The organism is Iodobacter violaceini, assembly GCF_011601265.1.
GTDB classification, from domain to species: domain Bacteria; phylum Pseudomonadota; class Gammaproteobacteria; order Burkholderiales; family Chitinibacteraceae; genus Iodobacter; species Iodobacter violaceini.
The window spans coordinates 184,568-199,190 of the sequence record NZ_JAAOLX010000005.1; the positions used below are offsets into that span (position 1 = coordinate 184,568).

The 14,623-nt window shown below is 50.3% G+C and carries 14 protein-coding genes; 5 read left to right on the forward strand and 9 right to left on the reverse strand.

The window, feature by feature from the left end; all coding sequences use genetic code 11:
- Nucleotides 1-175 precede the first annotated feature (175 nt).
- The 3 genes from HA050_RS11140 to HA050_RS11150 all read left to right on the forward strand — a co-directional run bounded on the left by HA050_RS11140 (nucleotide 176) and on the right by HA050_RS11150 (nucleotide 3,525).
- The gene (locus HA050_RS11140) at nucleotides 176-718 is read left to right on the forward strand and encodes a cysteine hydrolase family protein (protein ID WP_166825870.1); all 543 of its coding nucleotides are present in this window, start codon (nucleotides 176-178) and stop codon (nucleotides 716-718) included.
- A gap of 561 nt (nucleotides 719-1,279) precedes the next feature.
- Entirely contained in the window at nucleotides 1,280-3,064 is a 1,785-nt protein-coding gene (gene recQ, locus HA050_RS11145) for a DNA helicase RecQ (RefSeq protein WP_166825873.1), read from the forward strand.
- A gap of 137 nt (nucleotides 3,065-3,201) precedes the next feature.
- Entirely contained in the window at nucleotides 3,202-3,525 is a 324-nt protein-coding gene (locus HA050_RS11150) for a DUF2845 domain-containing protein (protein WP_166825876.1), read from the forward strand.
- A 71-nt stretch (nucleotides 3,526-3,596) separates the two neighbouring features.
- Here the strand turns inward: HA050_RS11150 and HA050_RS11155 are convergent, their stop codons facing one another.
- On the reverse strand, nucleotides 3,597-4,364 hold the full coding sequence (locus tag HA050_RS11155; protein WP_166825878.1) for an SDR family NAD(P)-dependent oxidoreductase: 768 nt from the start codon (nucleotides 4,362-4,364) through the stop codon (nucleotides 3,597-3,599).
- Nucleotides 4,365-4,473: 109 nt separating this feature from the next.
- Here HA050_RS11155 and HA050_RS11160 point away from each other — a divergent pair, with 109 nt between their 5' ends.
- Both HA050_RS11160 and HA050_RS11165 read left to right on the forward strand, forming a co-directional pair.
- Complete coding sequence (locus HA050_RS11160) at nucleotides 4,474-4,842, forward strand: winged helix-turn-helix transcriptional regulator (protein ID WP_166825881.1); 369 nt, start codon at nucleotides 4,474-4,476, stop codon at nucleotides 4,840-4,842.
- A gap of 172 nt (nucleotides 4,843-5,014) precedes the next feature.
- Complete coding sequence (locus HA050_RS11165; protein WP_166825884.1) at nucleotides 5,015-6,142, forward strand: patatin-like phospholipase family protein; 1,128 nt, start codon at nucleotides 5,015-5,017, stop codon at nucleotides 6,140-6,142.
- A gap of 171 nt (nucleotides 6,143-6,313) precedes the next feature.
- On the opposite strand, the gene murI is transcribed toward HA050_RS11165, so the two are convergent.
- The 8 genes from murI to HA050_RS11205 all read right to left on the reverse strand — a co-directional run bounded on the left by murI (nucleotide 6,314) and on the right by HA050_RS11205 (nucleotide 14,548).
- On the reverse strand, nucleotides 6,314-7,126 hold the full coding sequence (gene murI, locus HA050_RS11170; protein WP_166825887.1) for a glutamate racemase: 813 nt from the start codon (nucleotides 7,124-7,126) through the stop codon (nucleotides 6,314-6,316).
- 206 nt (nucleotides 7,127-7,332) lie between these two features.
- Nucleotides 7,333-8,712 (reverse strand): peptide MFS transporter, encoded by a 1,380-nt coding sequence (locus HA050_RS11175; RefSeq protein WP_166825891.1) that lies wholly within the window; start codon nucleotides 8,710-8,712, stop codon nucleotides 7,333-7,335.
- Nucleotides 8,713-9,436: 724 nt separating this feature from the next.
- A complete protein-coding gene (locus HA050_RS11180; RefSeq protein ID WP_166825894.1) occupies nucleotides 9,437-9,910 on the reverse strand; it encodes a copper chaperone PCu(A)C in 474 nt (157 codons plus the stop codon).
- A gap of 407 nt (nucleotides 9,911-10,317) precedes the next feature.
- Nucleotides 10,318-11,445 (reverse strand): hypothetical protein, encoded by a 1,128-nt coding sequence (locus HA050_RS11185; RefSeq protein WP_166825897.1) that lies wholly within the window; start codon nucleotides 11,443-11,445, stop codon nucleotides 10,318-10,320.
- Nucleotides 11,393-12,535, reverse strand: a complete 1,143-nt coding sequence (locus HA050_RS11190; protein WP_166825900.1) for a methanobactin export MATE transporter MbnM — start codon at nucleotides 12,533-12,535, stop codon at nucleotides 11,393-11,395. The genes HA050_RS11185 and HA050_RS11190 overlap by 53 nt, the downstream gene beginning before the upstream one ends.
- The gene (locus HA050_RS11195; protein WP_166825903.1) at nucleotides 12,532-13,476 is read right to left on the reverse strand and encodes an MbnP family copper-binding protein; all 945 of its coding nucleotides are present in this window, start codon (nucleotides 13,474-13,476) and stop codon (nucleotides 12,532-12,534) included. Before HA050_RS11195 ends, HA050_RS11190 begins: the two co-directional genes overlap by 4 nt.
- Before the next feature lie 325 nt (nucleotides 13,477-13,801).
- On the reverse strand, nucleotides 13,802-14,188 hold the full coding sequence (locus tag HA050_RS11200; protein ID WP_166825905.1) for a hypothetical protein: 387 nt from the start codon (nucleotides 14,186-14,188) through the stop codon (nucleotides 13,802-13,804).
- 201 nt (nucleotides 14,189-14,389) lie between these two features.
- Nucleotides 14,390-14,548, reverse strand: coding sequence for a hypothetical protein (locus HA050_RS11205; RefSeq protein ID WP_166825908.1), 159 nt, complete (start codon nucleotides 14,546-14,548; stop codon nucleotides 14,390-14,392).
- Nucleotides 14,549-14,623: the final 75 nt, after the last annotated feature.

The window sequence follows — 14,623 nt, forward strand, 5'->3', positions numbered from 1 at the left end:
TATGCTGACCAGGGATGGAGTTTGGGTATGTTTTTCAGGCAGTGAAACGGCGATACATTTTAAAAGACCAAACGAATAAAACCTTAGCCCAAGCCAGCATACTTATTTTAAAATCGCTAAAAACAGTGAATTAAAGCGATATCTCTTTCAAATTATTTTCCACCACAAGGCCACTATGAAAAACGCATTGCTGATTATTGATGTGCAGGAAGCGCTCTGCAGCGGTGAATATGCCGCCTTTGAAGCAGCACAAGTCATTAGCCGGATTAATTCAGTGGCCCAATTAGCTCGCCAGAATAAAGTACCGGTTATTTATATCCAGCATGAAGCCAATGATGGCCTGCTTGAATACGGCACAGATGGCTGGCAGCTGGCTGCGGGTTTGCAAACCCGGCCGGACGATTTATTTATCAGAAAAACGGCATCGGATTCATTCCACAATACCAATCTGCATAGTCTGCTTAAAGAGCTGGGTACAGAGCAGCTTATTATTTGTGGCTTACAAAGTGAATTTTGCATAGACACCACCGTCCGCTGCGCCCTGGCCCTTGGCTACCCGGTAACGCTGATTGCTGACGGCCATTCCACCATGGACAATGATGTGTTATCTGCCGCACAAATTTCTGCCCATCACAACGTCACACTTTCAAACCTCTCCAGCTTCGGGCCACGGGCTAAAGCGATTTTGGCTGAGCAGATAAAATTTAATTCAATGTAGTGAAATAAGAACTGTGGGGAGTGCTAAAAAGATCGCCCCACGGTGCACTACGCTTCATAGTGCGCTCTACTTGCTAAAGCCCTGCATTTGATTTTTTTAATGGCAAACAAATGGCAAAGCACCATACCCACGCTCTTTGCATAGGGCTTTAAATCCCCTTAAAGCACGCCGAAGCGAGGAACAAACGGGCGGGGTTTCTTTGATGCCTGTTTGAGCGAAGCGAGTTCCGCAGCCGCCGCTCGATTGTCCGCAGATGAGGGGCCTTCGTGCTGGCCGGGGCGGCCTTCTTTGGCTTCGTTTCTTGGCCGCGCAAGAAAGGAAGGTCCAGCGGGACGCCCGCACCTAAATCAACGTGCCGAAGGCACTAAAAAGCTTTTATTTATTTTGCTTAGCACCTACTCAGTGGTACTCTCCGTTGCTCACCTGCTACCAAGCGAAGCGTGGCGAATTCCATCAGCCCTGCATTAGATCCCACGTAAATCTTCCCCCCAAAGCACGCCAAGTTTTAGCTTCGCCCTGCACACGGGTACAATCCTCCCTTTGCTGCACATAAGATTCGCCATGTCCCCCCATTCAGTCCTTGAACACGTCTTTGGTTACCGCAGTTTTCGCGGTGAGCAGGAAACCATTGTCAGCCATGTGGCGGGGGGTGGGGATGCGCTGGTTTTGATGCCTACTGGCGGGGGGAAATCGCTTTGTTATCAGATCCCCGCTCTGCTGCGGGATGGCTGCGGCGTGGTGGTTTCACCGCTGATTGCGCTGATGCAGGATCAGGTGGATGCATTAAAAGAGCTGGGGGTTGCGGCGGCTTATTTGAATTCGAGCCTGAACCAGGATGAGGCGCGCGATGTAGAGAACGCGTTTATCAGCGGCCAGCTCAAGATGCTGTATGTGGCTCCAGAGCGGCTGGTTACGCCGCGCTTTATGGCGCTGCTAAAACGCGCGCATATTGGCCTGTTTGCCATTGATGAGGCGCATTGTGTTTCGCAGTGGGGGCATGATTTCAGGCCGGAATATCTGGCGCTCTCTCTTCTTGCTGATGAATTCCCCGGTATTCCGCGCATTGCCCTCACAGCCACGGCGGATCATGCCACGCGCACCGAGATGATAGAGCGGCTGCGGCTTGAGGGCGCACAAAAATTTGTCTCCAGCTTTGACCGGCCCAATTTGCGCTATGCCATGGTGGAGAAAAAAAACGCCCGCGATCAGCTGCTCACCTTTATCCGCCGCGAACACGAGGGCGATTCGGGCATTGTGTATTGCTTAAGCCGTAAAAAAGTTGAAGACACCGCAGCCTGGCTGCGAAGCAAGGAAATCAATGCCCTGCCCTATCACGCCGGGCTGGATGTGAGCTTACGCTCCAGGAATCAGCAAATATTCATTCGTAACGAAGGCGTGGTGATGGTGGCAACCATTGCCTTTGGCATGGGCATTGATAAACCCGATGTGCGCTTTGTGGCCCACCTGGATTTACCCAAAAGCATAGAAAACTATTATCAGGAAACCGGCCGTGCCGGGCGTGATGGCTTGCCTGCCAACACCTGGCTGGCGTATGGCCTGCAAGATTTAATTTTGCTCAATAGCATGATTGATAACTCAGGCTCGCCGGACATGCAAAAGCTGGTGGAGCGGCGCAAGCTCGACGCCATGCTGGGCCTGGTGGAGGCCACGGCCTGCCGCCGTCAGACACTTTTGGGTTATTTTGGCGAAGAAAGCCAGCCCTGCGGCAATTGCGATAATTGCATCAACCCGCCCAAATTGGTGGAAATGACCGAAGCCGCCCGAAAAGCGCTGTCGTGTATCTTCAGAACCGGCAATCGCTTTGGCGTTGGGCATTTAGTGGATATTTTGCAGGGCAAGGCCACGCCCAAAGTAAAAGAGCATTTTCATGACCGCATCACCACCTTTGGTATTGGCAAAGATGTGGACGAATCCGGCTGGCGTGCGGTGTTTCGGCAGCTGTTGGCCCGTGGTGCAGTCCGCCTGAATGAATCCGGCCATGGAGGCCTGGAGCTGACCGATGCTGCGCGGCCCTTACTCAAGGGCGAAACATCGTTGTTTTTGCGTGAGCGCACCGAGAAATTTAATTACAAAGGAGAAAAAGGCAGTGAGTTTGTCGCCAGCTCCGATCAGGCGCTGTGGCAGGCACTGCGCCGTTTACGCAAAGAGCTGGCCGATGAGCAGAATGTGCCCGCTTATGTGATTTTTGGCGATGTCACGCTCAAAGAAATGGTGCGACTGCGCCCCGGGGATCATTACGAAATGTCCCGCGTTTCGGGCATTGGTGACAGAAAGCTGGATAAATACGGCGATGCATTTTTGAAAGTGATTGCAGAGAGCATCTAAACTACTGTTATTAAAGATAAATATTGCCATTGTGAAGAGGCAAGACCAAAGGCATGATCTGCCCCGGCCTATTGATGCACATTGCTCAAACGCTGCTTGTATTATTTTAAAAACAGCCCAATTCACAAGGCAACATCATGAAAACGCTCTGCATTATTGCACTTTTTTGCTCCAGCATTATGGCTTATGCGGATTCGATGCGTTGTGAGCAAAGCCTTGTCAGCACCGGCGATCCTTTATTTATTGCTGAAGAAAAATGCGGGCCACCCAGCGATAAAAGAGAATACAGCGTGCCTGCCACCTATATCAACCGGCATGGCAGAACCGTGATCGATCCGAACCGGCGCCCTGCCGAGCATCAGATCTGGACTTACAACTTTGGCCCCAACCGCCTGATGGTCAGGATCAATGCCATCAATAATAAAATTGAGCAGATCGAAACGCTGGGTTACGGCAGATAAAAGCTGCCTGAAAAGGGCCTGGCCCATATCGGCCAAGCCCCGCAATGCTGAACGACGGGCAAAAGAAGCGGCTAGTTACGCCCTGCCATCACTCCGCCATCCACATCCCAAACCGCCCCCGTGACCCAAGCCGCCTGATCACTCAGTAAAAACGCAATCACCTTTGCCACATCATCCGGCTCTGCAATCCTGCCAATAGGATGAAAAGCATTAAATGAAGCCATTACAGTATCGATTTGCTCCGCCTCAATAAACGACTGGTAAATTGGCGTTTTAACTACGGCAGGTGAAACCGCATTCACACGAATATGATGCGCTGCTAATTCCATTGCTAAATGCTGGGTTAATGAATGCAAGCCCGCTTTAGCCATTGAATAAGCCGATGAAGGCGTGGCTTTAATCGCCTGCTTAGCCCACATTGAGCCAATATTGACAATTGATCCGCCCCCGTTCGCCACCATATTTTTAGCCACGGCCTGGGTAATAAAAAAAGTAGCCCGGTTTAAATTTAAATACTGATCATAATCCTGTGCGCCATGCTCCAGAAATGATTTAGGGTTAAAAGATCCGGCGGCATTCACCAGATACTTAATATGCCGCTCATGATTTTTGGCAAAGCTAATTAAGCGCTCAATATCCCCTGCACTGGATAAATCAGCCTGCAGGGTTTCAATTTCACCAGAGCCCGATAATTGCTGCTGAGCTTGCGCTAATTTGGCGGCAGAGCTGCCCACAATCACGGTTTGAATGCCTTGCGCAGATAAGCGCTTTGCCGTGCTCAGCCCCATACCGCTTGAGCCGCCCACAATAAGGGCAATCGTTTGATTTAAGTTTTTCATTAGTGCGTCTCCGTTAAACAGTAAGATGTGAAACAGAGTTTATTTCCCCCCTTATTCCCATGAAAACCAGGCACAAAATGGTAGGGTAGGCACAAATGGGTACATCTTCATGATTGAACAGAGCAAAAAATTTTCTAAAAAAGCCGCACCAGAGCGCAGTGCACGCATGGTTGAAACCATCTGCGGCTGCAAATGGTCGCTTACTGTATTTAACCTTCTGGCGAACGACATCAGGCGCCCTGGTGAAATGGTGCGCTGCGTAGAAGGCCTGAGCACCAAAGTGCTGAACGAATGCTTACGCAAAAATATGGAATTTGGCATTTTAGAAAAAACCATCTATCCGGAGCTGCCGCCACGGGTTGAATATGCCCTTACCCCTCTGGGTGAAAAATTCCTTCATATCCTGGATTCGCTGGAAAAACTTCAGCAAGAAATGGATAGTACTGCAGCAAGCACTCAAATTCTTTCTAATAAATAATTTATAAGAAAGAAAAAAATTAGAAACTAAATAGAAAATCCATAGACCATCATCTATCTTATTGAAAGCACTTCGCCAAATTTTCGCTTAATTTTGTAAGCTCCCAGCGAAGATGCATTCCTCCTTAAAAAATTTTAAGGAGCCATTCATAACATGGTATGGAGTGACTGAGATGGCGGCGGCAAGCAAAAAATCGACCAAATCCCCCAAAGTGGTTCTTGTGCTTCAAGGTGGAGGTGCATTAGGCGCTTATCACATTGGTGCTTATGCTGCGATGCAGGAAGCAGGCTTTGAGCCTGATTGGGTAACTGGTATTTCTATTGGCGCTATCAATGCTGCTGTAATTGCCAGCAACCCGCCGGATCAGCGTATTGAAAAACTTGAAACACTCTGGGAATCGATTTCCCGCCCGGATGGCTGGGGCAGCTTTTTATCAGGCAAAAGCCTTTGGGCTTTTAATCAGTTTAATGTGGCCGAAGCCATGCTGCTGGGTCAGCCTAACTTCTGGCTGCCACGCCTGCCCAGCCCGCTTTTATTGCCATCACTGCCAACCGATCAGGCCAGTTTTTGCGACACCACCCCAATGCTCAGTACGCTGCGTGATTTAGCCTCTTTTGAAAACTTAAATGCAGGAAAAACAGCAAGGCTGACACTTGGGGCCACCAAAGTGGATACAGGCGAGCTGGTGTTTTTTGATTCTGCCACACAAAAAATTGAAGCCGAACACGTACTTGCCAGCGGCTCACTTCCGCCTGGCTTTGCAGCCACAAAAATTGGTGATGAGTATTTCTGGGATGGTGGCTGCGTCAGCAATACACCTTTAAACGCAGTACTGGACGACAAGGGCGAAGATGATTTGTTGGTGTTTATGGTGGATTTGTGGAGCGCCGAAGGGCCACTTCCTACCAGCATGGATGCCGTGGCATGGCGGCAGAAAGAAATCCAGTATGCCAGCCGTAATACCCAGGTAGAGGCTGCATGCACCACGCACAATCTGCGCCGCGCTCTGGCCCAGGCCTCGCCAGACACTCAAGCCGTAGGTAAGGAAAGCGCAATCGATGTGCCACAACGCCATATTGATATTGTGCACATTACTTACACCCCCAGCGCAGAAGAGGGCTCTTGCAGCGATGCTGAATTCTCCCGCCCATCCATAGCCCGGCGCCGTGCGGCAGGCTATGCCGACATGCAGGAAGCACTGGCCCAGTCACCGTGGAAAAAACAAGAAAGAGCCGCCAATATCGCCACCACCCTGCACCGCTTGCAAGCAGGAAAATTAGATACGCAGGTGTGTTTATAAGGGCGTTGCTAACAGGTGATCTGCAGCTTGCTGCTTCAATTCTCTGAGCCTCCAGAGTCGTCTCCCCAAGTGGTTTAACCGGGGATGACGACTTTGAATGACCGATTAAACCGCTTGGGAATGAAGTACTTTTGGATGTTGCTGAGAATATCTGAGCAGATAAAACCAATCTTAAAGATTCACCCGCTCAATCTTATTCAGGCTGCGCCCCAGAAAGCGCTCGCCGATACTCTGGAATTTCACCGGCACATCGGTCACATAAAAACGATAATCCGGGGCCTGATGGGATGGGTTGGCCATGCCGGAAGATTGCAGCAAATCGGCAGCCTGATCGGCAATGGATAAGGCTGAATCCACCAGCTTCATCCGCCCGCCCACCACATCAAGCAGCAGCGGTTTAATCAGTGGATAGTGGGTACAGCCCAAGACCAGCGTATCGATTTTTTCTACAAACACAGGCTTTAAATATTCCTGCGCAGTCAGTTTGGTCACCGGATGATCCAGCCAGCCCTCTTCAACCAGCGGCACAAACAGCGGGCAAGCTTGCGAATACACGCGATAGCCGGGGTTGAGCTGATGAATCGCACGGGCGTAGGCATTAGAATTAATGGTGGCTGGCGTACCGATCACGCCAATGCCGCCGGTCCAGCTCACATCCACCGCATTTTTGGCTCCCGCCTCAATCACGTCCAGCACCGGCACACTGGCGCTGGCCCGTACCATATCAGCTGCCACCGCCGCCATAGTATTACAAGCAATAATCAGCATTTTCACCTGCTGGTTTTGCAAAAACTGGGCAATTTCCTGCGTGAAATGGGCAATGGTATCCACCGATTTCACCCCGTAAGGCACACGGGCGGTATCGCCAAAATAAATGATATTTTCAAACGGCAGTCTGTCCATCAAAGCACGCACTACGGTTAAACCGCCTACGCCAGAATCGAACACACCAATTGGATGAGAAGGAAGAGATGGATTTTGCATGGGATGGCATTTTACGCCGGAGTGCCGATCTGAGCGAGCCGGATATTGGGTAATGCTGGCTTATATCGCATATTTTTTGCTATTAAACAGGAATGCAGACTGTGAAACCACTTCAGCAGCAGCGCTTATCGCGCTTCGCGGCAGAAATAAAAATGGCCCGTTTCTTAGAAACGGGCCATCACTCAAGTATCAATGACTAACGAAACTTAAGCCACTTCCGGGTGCATCATTTTTTGCAGCTTCTTGGTCGACAAGAGCAAGAGTGCCGCTGCGGCCATCGCCATCCCTACAAACAACATAAAGAATTCATAGATGCCGTTGATTTGGTAGCCCATAAAGCTTGGTATGGCCTGACCTGATTCCGGGTAGAAACCTGCCAGAACACCGGCAAACCAGTTTGCCGCCGCACTGGCAGTAAACCAAACCGCCATCAAAAGCGATGCAAAGCGTACAGGAGCCAGCTTATTCACCAAAGACAAACCAATCGGTGAAAGGCATAACTCGCCCATGGTGTGCAGCCAGTACATGGTTACCAGCCACATGATCGATACTTTTACGCCCGGCTCGATATGCTTCACGGCCATCGCAATCACGATATAACCAAAGCCAAGGAATAACAGACCCCATGCCATTTTGGTCGGAGAGCTGGGCTCTGCGTCTTTTTTAGACAAGAAAGTCCACAGCGAAGCCAGTACCGGTGCAAAAATCAGCACAAACACAGGGTTTAAGGATTGGAACCATGATGTGGGCACAACAAAACCCAATACTTCACGATCAAGCGATTCAGCCGCAAAGAATGTCAGCGAAACACCTGCCTGCTCAAATGCAGACCAGAAAAAGATCACGAAGAAAGACAATACGCCAATTACGATAATGCGTTCGATATCCACCTGCGTGAGCGGGGTATCGCGTTTAGCGCGCTCTTCTGCACTGATTTTACCGGGAGCCCGGCCAATAAGCTGGCCAGCCGGGTCAACCAGATATTTATCACGGAAAGTAATAAAGATCGCCAGAGAAATCAGCATACCTATGCCGGCCGTTAAGAAACCCCAGCGAAAATCAGCCGGATTACCTGTGTCGCCCAAAGCGCCGCAAATCAGCGGAGCCATAAACGAGCCTAAGTTAATCCCCATATAAAAAATGGTGTAGGCCGTGTCTTTGCGACTGTCGTTTGGCTCATAAAGCTGGCCAACCATGGTCGAGATATTGGGTTTAAAAAAGCCATTGCCCGCAATAATAAAACCTAAGCCACTGTAAAACAGCGGGATCGCAATTTTAGCTTCTTGAAACCAAGTACCCGCAAAGAACAAGAGAAACTGTCCCAGCGCCATCAGCAAACCGCCCACCACAATAGAGCGGCGATTACCCCAGAACCGATCGGCTACATAACCACCAACCAAGGGTGCCAGATAAACCAGGCCCGTATATTGGCCATACAGCGCCGAGGTAAAGTGCTTGTCAAACGACAAAGCTGAAATCATAAACAGTGCGAGTAAGGCACGGTTACCGTAGTAAGAAAAGCGCTCCCACATTTCAGTGGCGAATAAAAGGTAGAGGCCTTTAGGGTGGCTAGACTGTTTTGCCATCTGGGCATCCTTAGTGAGTGTGAGTGTTATGTTGCTACTATTAATACCTTACAAACAGTCGAATGCGTTACTAAAAATAACCACTTTTTAGCCGGTAATTTTCACACCGAAGGAACTTCATTCTTAAAAACAACACTAAAGCGACGTAAATTTTATAGATTCGCAATGTGCAAAATCCCCTCAACGCCGCGTAAATACTCACTTTTAGTGCTGCAATTTTTCATGTAAGGGAATACGCCCAGGGGAATATACCAGGAGCCAGGCAAGAGCTTGGCTTTTAATGACATAAGATTGCTTGATCTAGCGCAGATATTGGCTTTTTATGCTTATGATAAAGTCATAATCATAAAAATATTTGAATAATCAAATGATGAACGGCAAATAGTTGCGAAGCCAATAAGAAATACTTAAGTAAAAATGCATACAATATTCTTACTTAAACAGAAAACAATTAAGCAGACAGAAAGCAAGTTTACAAGGCGCCCATGGCCTGCCCGGCAAACCATCTCTTCATGGCTTAGCGCTTTAACCGGCACTAAAAAGACCTCTGTTAAAAACGGATAAAACTCACTAGCAAAGCAATCCATCTTTAAAACGCACAGAGCGTCACAGAGACAAACCAGGGTTGAATGGCTTTCTCTGTGACGCTCTGTGCACCTGTATAAGTCAGCAATATAAAGGCGGACCAGTACTCAGGCACTGCCAAAAATCTTGCCGGTCAGAATTAATGAAAGTGCCCTTCTGCGGCTTTAACACCCGCATCACGCTCCTGCACCATCACCGATACTTCTACTGATCCTGATTTTTTGAACTGCAATTTAAGCGGAAATTTGTCCCCTGCTTTTAGTGGCTGCTTCACGCCAAAAATCATCAGGTGATAGCCCATACCCGGCTTCATCTTAATGGTTTCACCCCCCTTCACCTCCAGCTCTGGCACCTGGCGCATTTTCATCACATCACCTTCCATGCTCATGGTGTGAATCTCAACACGATCAGCCCGATCACTGCTTGCCGCAATCAGCTGATCATCCGCAGAACCTTTGTTTTCCAGCCCGATATATACCGAGCCAATGTCTTTGCCCGGCAAGGTAGGCACCGAATACGGATGCACCACCCGAATCTCCCCTGCCTTATATTCATGGGCAAAAGCAGTAGCAGATACGCAGACAGCGGCCAGTAATAAAGCGATTTTTTTCATTTTTATTTCCCTTAAAAGAGGCAGAACATAAGTCTGCCAACGTAATAAACGAGCGATGCAACATGCTTAGGGCGGGAGAAACCCGCGTATCCACTAAGCAAAGTCAAAAAGACCTTTTTAGTGCCTTTGGCACGTTGATTTTGGAGCGGTTAGCCACCACAGGGGACTTCCTTTCTTGAACGGCCAGGAAACGAAGCCAAAGAAGGCCGCCCCGCTTGTTCCTCGCTTCAGCGTGCTTCAGGGAGGGAGTAAGCCCCGTGCAAATAGCTTAGTCATCACAATTTTTCGTTGTTTGCTAATACAAAAGCAAACTACTTAGCAGATATGCGATACCTCCTGAGCTTTCCTAAGCTTTCACGCCCAAACCCGGCGGCTTGCTCCCGCCCTGCAAAAATATCTATCCGCGATCAATACACCCGCAGATTCATCTGCCATTGCAACATCGCCAGATGATTCGACTCACCATTGCGCCGGGTTTGATACAGCTCCAGCGCCAGCAAATGCGCGGGGTGCGCCTGCCATGCCAGGCGCACCCCGGTCTGGTATGGCTGCTCATCGCTATTGGCAATGCCATTTTTGCTGGCAATTTGCGCGGCGTTCACGCCAGCTAATTCATGGGCAATGCCCATCCATTCGTGACGCAACGCCAGTTTAATGCTGTCGGTAAGCTTAACCCCGCCCTCCAGCGCCAGACTATTCAGCTCTCCCTGATAAGCAACACGGCCAAGGGTACTGTCCAGCTGGCCATCCTGCTGCTGCCAGCTCCATGCCGATTGCAGCCAGTATTGCTCACCCTGCCAGCCCGCCCTGGCGCGCAGCAGGGTGGATTTTCCAGCGAGGCAGTCTGTTAACTTACCGCAGCCCACAGCCTGCCCGACGTGACTATGCCCGCTATGCGCGTCTGTGACTAAGGAACGATTTACATCAGATAAATACGCGGCATGGCCCGCTACAAACCATGGGCCATTCTGCCAGGCAAGGCCTGCTGTCCACATGGCACTTTCTGCCCCCGGATAGCCTTGCCCATTAAAAACACCAGCGTGGCCAGTCAGATTGCCCACGGTATAACGCAGGGCTAAGCCATCTTCGTGCCAGTGATCATCGCCCAATACCGTATACAGCCATAAATCAGGCAGCGCCCATGCACTTAACCCGGCTTCGGCCAACACGGGGGACTGCCGCCCCAGGGCCAGCTGCGCCGCATCAGTCTGATAACGAAGCACCGCATGATCCAGCGCCACTTTCTGCTCGTGCTCGTCGTATGCGGCCATCAGCTGCGTGTCAATTTCTGCTGTCCAGCGCTGACGCCACTCAATACCTGAGCCGCCATACCACGCTCCACGCCGGTCTTCATTGCTGGCCCCCAGTACTGGCAAGGCTCCCGGCCATGCCGTATCGGCGCTCAGGTAGCGCACATTAGTCAGCAGACTGATTTGCATATAGCCTGCCTCATCATCATGCGGCCCATCGTGGGCCAGCGCGCTATTTGCTGCGGCGAGGATCAGCGAAGCGCTGATCAGAAATAAATTTTTCATCGGTGAGTGTCTTTAAAAAGGCGACGATATTGGCTTTGTCTTGCTCGTTCAGCTGAATACGAACAATCAAATCGCTTTTAAACGGGTTAAGGCGGCCATCCCCCTTATGCGGCCCGGTCTTGATTTCACGCCCGCCTGCGGCATAAAAATCCAGTACCTCTTCCAGCGTGGCGATGCTGCCATCGTGCATATAGGGACCGGTAAGCTGCACATTGCGTAAGCTGGGTGCACGGAACATACCCATATCCGCAGGCACACCACTTAGCTCGAATAAGCCACGGTTAGGCTCGGGAAAGCCACCTTTACCGTCAATGTTATACAGCCCGGTGTTGTGGAACAGCGTTTCGGCGGTGTTCGAGCCAGCATGGCGCACCTGATCATTAAAATTAAAGCTGCCGTGGCAATGAAAGCACTCGGCCTGCTCACCAAAAAAAAGATCTTTGCCGCGCAGTTCTGCCGATGTCAGCGTGGCCTTGCCCTGCAAATACTGATCATATTTGGAAGAAGCAGAAATCAGCCCGCGCTGAAATGTGGCAATGGCTTTAATAATCTGCGGGAATCCGATCGGCTCGCCAGGGAAAACCTCTGCAAAACGCTGCACATATTCCCGATCAGCCTGAAAGCGCGCCAGGATAGTGGCTTTATTTTGATCAGTAACGCCCATTTCTACCGGATGCTCGGCAAACAGCGGCACTTCCATTTGCCGCTCCAGCGTCGCCAGTGCGGGGTTGGCCCATGTGTAAGTGCTATGCCAGGCCACATTGGCCAAACCCTGCGCGTTTCTTGGCGTGCTCTCACCTGTAGAGCCTGGTGAAACAGCCCGGCCATCCGTAAATGCTTTACTCTGATCGTGGCAGGATGAGCAGCTTTGCTGACCGTTGCCTGAAAGCCGCGCATCGTAAAACAAGCTGCGGCCCAGCTGAAACTTGGCCTCGCTCATGGGATTGTCGGCAGGCACTTTGGGGGCAGGAAAATAAAACGGCAGCTCCCAGTTCCAGCTCGCACTGGTGCGAACCGGATCTGAGGTGGAAGTGCCCGACTGCACGCAGCCGCCGAGCACTAACGCTGCCAAGAGGCAGCGTTTAATCATTTCAGTGCAGCCTTAAATACTTTAGAGAAACTACCATCACCCTTAGGTAAGCCTGCATCTTTTTTACCTGCTGCTGACTCACTCAGATTCAGATCTAAATTAGCGAACATTAAACTGCACTCAGGATCAGTCGGGCCGCTCATGCAACCATTGGAGCCACCCGCATCCTTACTGATATCCACGCCCTGCAAGAGCGCCGCCAGATCCAGCACCACCTGCTGTTTGGTCACATCAAAATTGCCAAAACGCACCGGCACAATATTGGGATTACTGCAGCTGAAGCTATTGGCATTCACCGCATCGGCCGTACAACCGGTTGCGCCTAAATGGAAATACCAATTCACAGCCTTGCCGCCCACTGCTGGCACATCAGGATTCAACTCCAGCTGCACAAAGCGGCGGCCCGCCTGCCAGCTCCAGCCCAAAGCCATATTATTTAACGGAGAAGGTACGGCCATGGTGTCGGAATGATTCAGCACCACATCTTTACCCGCCGCATCTTTAGCCGTATCAGGCACGCCCACTTTAAAGCTCAGCCCAATGTACTGGCCGCCTGGCGCAATACCACTGACCTGAGTATTTAATTCCGGGGTACCCCCGGCACAATTACCCGTTTTATTTTCAAAATCCAGCAGGGCCACATTCAGATATTGATTGTCGTTTTGCGTCAGCGCCAAAGGCACTTCCTTACCCTGCGCGTTGATCAGCTTGATATCGTGCACATACATCCGTGCATCGCGCAATTTAGCAGGTGTGGCAGCCAGCCCAAGGCCCGGCAAGGTGGTATTACACGCGACAGCCTGAGCGCCTGCTTTCAGCGCAAATTGCACTGAAACAGCCTGATCAGCCAAAGGCACGGAAGGGACGGGAGTGGTTTCATTATCACCACTTGAATTGCAGGCAGATAAAATAAGTACGGCAAGCATTGCATATAAACGCATGGTTTTCTCCAGACAGCATAAAGGAGCACACCGGCCAAGCCGGGTGCCAGTACAGGCTGAGCAGATCCATGAAGGCGCGAGAATGTTTTTAGTAAGAAGCTGAAAGACCTGAAATCTGCAAACGCAGAGATCGGGCACACAGTGCACAGGGAAAATACCTTTAAATGTTTCCCATAGACTGGTGACCATCAAGCTTTAGCTTTTTCTACCTTAAATCAACAGATGCAAGGCTTGCAAAGCACACAAAACTGAGCTTTCTCTGTGAGCGCTGTGTTCTTATTTAACTTTGTATCTGCAGATCTTTTCTAGCGTATTCAAGAATCTGTTAAGAGAAAACAGGCGGGGCGTGACTGGGGGGAGGGGATGAAAAATTACGATGCAGACGCAGCACAGGCGGCGCGGGTATGCCAAAAGTATGCGGCAACATCGCGGCCACTACAAATGCCGCCGCAAAATCTGCAGCAGGCGCCTGCGTTTGATCCGCATGGGCACAGAGCACACAGGCAGGTGCGGCCTTAGCTAAAACAGATTCGGATTTACTGCCGGGCAGCTGGCTGAGCTGGTATTCCACAATCGGTGTAAGCGTGCCGCAAAATACACTGCTGCGCAGGGCAGACTGTGGCAAAGTAGCATGCAGCAAAGGCATCATGACGTGCAGCATGATCGCCAGAAAGGCAATGCGTATGCTGAGCTGATAACGTCGTGCTGTCATGAACCGATAAGTGAGCTGAAAGATGTGATTATATTGGCATAGGCGTATGTCATCCAATATAAATTTATCAGGTGTTCACTTTTAAGCTTTTGCAATGACTTAAAACAAATTTTATTAAATAAAATGACAGATCAAGCCCAGCCAGCACAAAGCGTCGCGCAAATTTTATGCAAGGCCCTCATCCCCTGCATGGTTTTGAAATTACTTTTTGCCTTTGCGCAGCTCCGCTTTTGCCTTAAGCACTGACTTTCTGAAATCCACATCAGGCAGCGGATATAAATCAAGAAGATGGGCTTCGGCCTTTGCCAGATCAACCCTCGCCTTATTGCGTGCAGCCCGCATGTAAATGATTATCTTCAATATCCAGCCTGGTTTCATTAATCATATCTTTGCAATTTGCAAAAACGGCAGGGCTGCCAGCAACAGGGTAAGCCC

Bases quoted from the DNA above. Each gene is read 5' to 3' on its own strand.
- HA050_RS11140 (WP_166825870.1), top strand. From the start codon at position 176: ATGAAAAACGCATTGCTGATTATTGATGTGCAGGAAGCGCTCTGCAGC.
- recQ (WP_166825873.1), top strand. From the start codon at position 1,280: ATGTCCCCCCATTCAGTCCTTGAACACGTCTTTGGTTACCGCAGTTTT.
- HA050_RS11150 (WP_166825876.1), top strand. From the start codon at position 3,202: ATGAAAACGCTCTGCATTATTGCACTTTTTTGCTCCAGCATTATGGCT.
- HA050_RS11155 (WP_166825878.1), bottom strand. From the start codon at position 4,364: ATGAAAAACTTAAATCAAACGATTGCCCTTATTGTGGGCGGCTCAAGC.
- HA050_RS11160 (WP_166825881.1), top strand. From the start codon at position 4,474: ATGATTGAACAGAGCAAAAAATTTTCTAAAAAAGCCGCACCAGAGCGC.
- HA050_RS11165 (WP_166825884.1), top strand. From the start codon at position 5,015: ATGGCGGCGGCAAGCAAAAAATCGACCAAATCCCCCAAAGTGGTTCTT.
- murI (WP_166825887.1), bottom strand. From the start codon at position 7,126: ATGCAAAATCCATCTCTTCCTTCTCATCCAATTGGTGTGTTCGATTCT.
- HA050_RS11175 (WP_166825891.1), bottom strand. From the start codon at position 8,712: ATGGCAAAACAGTCTAGCCACCCTAAAGGCCTCTACCTTTTATTCGCC.
- HA050_RS11180 (WP_166825894.1), bottom strand. From the start codon at position 9,910: ATGAAAAAAATCGCTTTATTACTGGCCGCTGTCTGCGTATCTGCTACT.
- HA050_RS11185 (WP_166825897.1), bottom strand. From the start codon at position 11,445: ATGAAAAATTTATTTCTGATCAGCGCTTCGCTGATCCTCGCCGCAGCA.
- HA050_RS11190 (WP_166825900.1), bottom strand. From the start codon at position 12,535: ATGATTAAACGCTGCCTCTTGGCAGCGTTAGTGCTCGGCGGCTGCGTG.
- HA050_RS11195 (WP_166825903.1), bottom strand. From the start codon at position 13,476: ATGCGTTTATATGCAATGCTTGCCGTACTTATTTTATCTGCCTGCAAT.
- HA050_RS11200 (WP_166825905.1), bottom strand. From the start codon at position 14,188: ATGACAGCACGACGTTATCAGCTCAGCATACGCATTGCCTTTCTGGCG.